This window comes from Stieleria sp. (assembly GCF_041595215.1).
Taxonomy (GTDB): Bacteria; Planctomycetota; Planctomycetia; order Pirellulales; family Pirellulaceae; genus Stieleria; species Stieleria magnilauensis.
On sequence record NZ_JBFHKV010000779.1, the window covers coordinates 1 to 4,297 of the forward strand.

General features: G+C 59.9%; 3 protein-coding genes. All 3 read left to right on the top strand.

Annotated features, from left to right (window positions below; translation table 11 throughout):
* Positions 1-228 precede the first annotated feature (228 nt).
* The 3 genes from ppk2 (at position 229) to ABX749_RS24035 (ending at position 4,167) form a co-directional block, all read left to right on the top strand.
* Positions 229-1,386 (top strand): polyphosphate kinase 2, encoded by a 1,158-nt coding sequence (gene ppk2, locus ABX749_RS24025; RefSeq protein ID WP_372898230.1) that lies wholly within the window; start codon positions 229-231, stop codon positions 1,384-1,386.
* Between the two features lie 175 nt (positions 1,387-1,561).
* Positions 1,562-1,909 (top strand): hypothetical protein, encoded by a 348-nt coding sequence (locus tag ABX749_RS24030; RefSeq protein ID WP_145210663.1) that lies wholly within the window; start codon positions 1,562-1,564, stop codon positions 1,907-1,909.
* Positions 1,910-2,742: 833 nt separating this feature from the next.
* Positions 2,743-4,167 carry a sigma-54 dependent transcriptional regulator gene (locus ABX749_RS24035; RefSeq protein WP_145210666.1) on the top strand — a complete coding sequence of 475 codons (1,425 nt, stop codon included), beginning with the start codon at positions 2,743-2,745 and terminating at the stop codon, positions 4,165-4,167.
* The last annotated feature ends 130 nt before the right edge of the window (positions 4,168-4,297 follow it).

A 4,297-nucleotide genomic window follows, 5' to 3' on the forward strand; every position in this document is an offset into this window, starting at 1 on the left:
GCGAGCCCTCCGGTGTTTCGGGAACGATGAGGGACCGGAGGGCTTGCGCCCTGCCGCTAACACCTCGTCAAACGCAGGGATTAAATGCTTCACAGCGTTGCCTGACAGGCCTCCGCACCCGCCGGCCGATCGCCGAGATCCTCCGTTTGGCACGTGCTATGCTACAGAAGCCGACTCCCCGCCGTGCCTTTCGCCCGCCTGTCCGCCCCTTGCACCTCCCAATCGGAAATGTCGCCAAAACCCGCCAAACCGTCGAAAAACGGCAGCAGTCGCACGAAGACGAAATCAAAGAAGCAATCCAAACGCCGCAATCGCCTGGTCGCGGAGGGGGACACCTCACCGTCGCTGACCCCCGACGAGCTGGAGTCCTTCGAGGTCGACCAATCGGTCGCCGCGGCCCAGCAGAGCAAGATCACCGCGGTCCGCGACATCATCGCGACGACGCCGCCGCATGACGTGCACACGCTGGCCAAGACGTTGGAAGTGATCATCGATGGCGCCTCACCCGAAGACGCCACCGTGCTGCGCAATGCCTTGCTCAAAAAAGCACGCCCCGGCTCGGCCGGGCGACGCAGCAGCCCCGACGACCAACTCGCCAGCGGCTGGCGTGACGGTGCCTTCCCCTATCGCAACTTGATGTCGCGAAAAAGCTACGAAAAACAAAAGTACCAACTGCAGGTAGAACTGCTCAAACTGCAAGCCTGGGTCAAGGAATCAAAAGAGAAAGTCGTCCTCCTATTTGAAGGCCGCGATGCCGCAGGAAAAGGTGGAACCATCAAACGCTTCATGGAACACCTCAACCCCCGTGGTGCGCGCGTCGTCGCGCTGGAGAAACCGAGCGAAACCGAACGCGGACAATGGTACTTTCAACGCTATATCCAACATCTCCCCACCGCCGGCGAAATCACAATGTTCGACCGATCGTGGTACAACCGCGCCGGAGTCGAACGCGTGATGGGATTCTGTAGCGATGATGAATATGCAGAATTCATGCGGCAAGTCCCCGACTTTGAACGAAACCTGGTCCGCAGCGGCACCTGGTTGATCAAGTTCTGGTTCTCGGTCAGCCAAGACGAACAGCGGAGACGCTTCAAGGAGCGTGAAGCCCATCCGCTGAAACAATGGAAACTCTCGCCGGTCGACCTCGCGTCGCTGGACAAATGGGACGACTACACTCGCGCCAAAGAAGCGATGTTCTTCTATTCAGACACGTACGACGCCCCGTGGACGGTCGTCAAATCGGATTGCAAAAAACGCGCACGACTCAATGCGATGCGATTCGTCTTGAACACCATCCCCTACGCCAATCGAGACCAGGATCGAATCGGCACGGTCGATCCGCTGCTGGTCGGTCGAGCGAATTTGGTCTCCCAGAACCGCGACTAAACCGCAGCCGGGGCGCAACGGCTTGTCGATTCGGACGCGGCACAAACCCACTGCCCCGCCACGGAGCGATCCATAAACCGTCAGCCACCACCCACCCGCATGGATCCAATACGCTACGTTGGTAACGCGTTCTCTTTCTCTCTACCAACCGACCGCTTTGGTCAAGGATTCTAACATGTCAACCGGCAATCCCTACGAAACTCCCAACGTCGCTCAATCGGTCACCTCAACGCGTCGAACCGTCACGGTGAAACGGCTGGACGTGATGTCTTGTGGAATCATGCTGGGCGTGCTGTACGCCCTCATCGGCTTGCTCGTGGGCGGGTTGTTCAGCCTGATGGCACTGGGCGGGGTAGCGGCACAGGGAGGCGACGCGATGGCGGGACTGATCGGCGGCATCGGAGCGATCATCCTGATGCCGTTGTTTTATGGCGTCGGCGGATTCATCGGCGGTGTCATCGGCGCGCTGCTCTACAACCTGTGCGCCACCTTCGTCGGCGGCATCAAGTTCGACCTGGAGTGACCGGCGGCGCTGCAGCGCCATCATCCTTGGCACCCTGGACGGCAACGCGGTGAAGCATTTCTTCCCTGCGTTTTTCGAGGTGTTAGCGGTATTGGGCGCACGGCATGACCCCGACGGGGTCCAAGCCAGTAGCCGGAGGTGAGCGAAGTTCTTCCCGGAGGTGGCGCTGCCCTGACCTCCGGCTACTCGCTGAAATCCCTCCGGGATACTCGGTTCGCTGCCGCTCTCCTTTGACACCTAACGGAGTGATGCATGTTAGCGGCAGGGCGCAAGCCCTCCGGTCCCTCATCGTTCCCCAAACACCGGAGGGCTCGCGCCCTACCGCTCAAAAATGCTTCACAGCGTTACCCGGTCGGACCGGTTCAGACGGCCTCGCCCCGGCTCCATCCCACCCGGTTCCAACCCACTTGGTCCGCTGTTTGCATCACAGCCTTGTGTCGACCGGGAGCCTGGCTCCCCTGCGTGGAACGCGTCGAGGAGACACTGGAAAAGTGGAACGGCCCAACAAAATCAACGATCGCTTCGGTTTGGTCTGCGAATCCGTCTGGATCACACCGAATTCGATTGTGGCCAAGCATCGCCCTGTGTTTCGTCGCCAGCCGGCTCCAGCGCGGCAAGACGCCAGGCGGGACTCCCGAGTCGACTGCCGTCGAGACGAAAAAACGCGCCCTGACCGTGCGTTCCTGTCACGAGTGTGCGAGAATGCACGCTCGTTGATCGATGGTATCCAGCCGATCGGACCGATCAACCGGAATGCCAAGGGTTTGGCATGATTGATCGTTCCCCCTGATTACCCACCCGCAAAACCTTGCCAACGAGTTCAGCAAGCCACCATGTCCAATTCACCGATCAAGCTCCTGCTTGTTGAAGACGAAGATGATTTCCGCGAAACCTCCGCCCGTTGGATGGAGCGGAAGGGTCATGACGTCAGCGCCGCGGCGAGCGGTGCCGAAGCGTTGGAGCTGTGCGCGCAAGACAGCTTTGACGTTGCCGTGTTCGACATGAACATGCCGGGGATGTCCGGGATGGAATTGTTACAGCGTGTGCAGCAGGACAAGATCGAGATGGAAGTGATCATCTTGACCGGCCAAGGGACGATCGAGTCGGCGGTTTCGGCGATGAAGCTGGGCGCCTGCGATTTCTTGACCAAGCCCTGTTCGCTGGGCGACTTGGAACACCACTGCATGTTGGCCCGGGATCGTGGCCGTTTGCGCCGCGAGAACAAACAACTCAAAGCGATCATCTCGCGCAGCCGGCCCGCCCTGGAGCTTGTCGGCGAATCACCGTCGATGCGACAGGTCGTCAAGATGGTGCAAAAGGTGGCCCCCACCGACAAGCCGGTGCTGATCCAGGGTGAGAGCGGGACCGGCAAAGAAGTGGTGGCCCGGGCGATCCAACAAAACAGCAAGCTCGCTGACAAGCCCTTTGTCACGATCAACTGCGCCGCGCTACCCGAGCAGTTGGTCGAAAGCGAATTGTTCGGCCACCAGAAAGGCTCGTTCACCGGGGCAACGTCAGACAAACCCGGCCTGTTCGAGATCGCCGACGGGGGCACGCTGTTCATCGACGAAATCGGCGAGTTGCCGCTTTCGTTGCAACCCAAATTGCTGCGTGTCTTGGAAGACGGTTCGATGCGACGCATCGGATCGCACAAGGAACGTTTTGTCCGGGTCCGAATCATTGCGGCGACCAACCGGGATCTGACCAAAGAAGTCGAATCGGGGAATTTCCGCGAGGACTTGTTCTATCGGGTCAATGTCCTTTCACTGGAACTGCCGCCGTTGCGCGAGCGTGAAGGCGACGTGGACCGGTTGGTCGATCACTACTTGCCGGTCCCCTGGCACGTCGACCAAGCCGCCCGGGATGCGCTCAATCGCTACGCCTGGCCTGGAAACGTGCGTCAGCTGATCAACGTGATCCAACGCGCCACGATCCTGGCCGATGGCCACGACGTGACCCTCGATGATCTCCCTTCGGAAATCGCCGATTGCGTCGACGGTGATGTCGAGCGTCACACCACCGACCGGGCCAGTGCCCCCGAGGCGGCGGAAACCAGCGATGCCGAATCCGCCTTCAAACCCGACTCGCTCAAACTCGACGACATCGCCAAGGCGCACGTGATGTATGTGTTGGCCAAAGAAAACGGCAACAAGGCCAAGGCGGCACGCGTGTTAGGCATTCACCGCCGAAAACTCTACCGCCTGCTGGAACGGTTCAGCTGCAACGAAGCCGAAGCTCCCTTGAGCGTGGTCGAGTGACCCGTCATCGGCTTGAACTCTAAGATTCAAGCTTGGCAGAGCACTCGTATTCTATGTCAGCTCAATTTTCGGGTAGTGGACGAGGCGACGAGTCCTCTGCCAATAAGCCCGCTGCAGAGGACTCGTCGCC

Excerpts from the sequence above, each read along its gene's own strand:
- ppk2 (WP_372898230.1), top strand. The coding sequence starts at position 229 with ATGTCGCCAAAACCCGCCAAACCGTCGAAAAACGGCAGCAGTCGCACG.
- ABX749_RS24030 (WP_145210663.1), top strand. The coding sequence starts at position 1,562 with ATGTCAACCGGCAATCCCTACGAAACTCCCAACGTCGCTCAATCGGTC.
- ABX749_RS24035 (WP_145210666.1), top strand. The coding sequence starts at position 2,743 with ATGTCCAATTCACCGATCAAGCTCCTGCTTGTTGAAGACGAAGATGAT.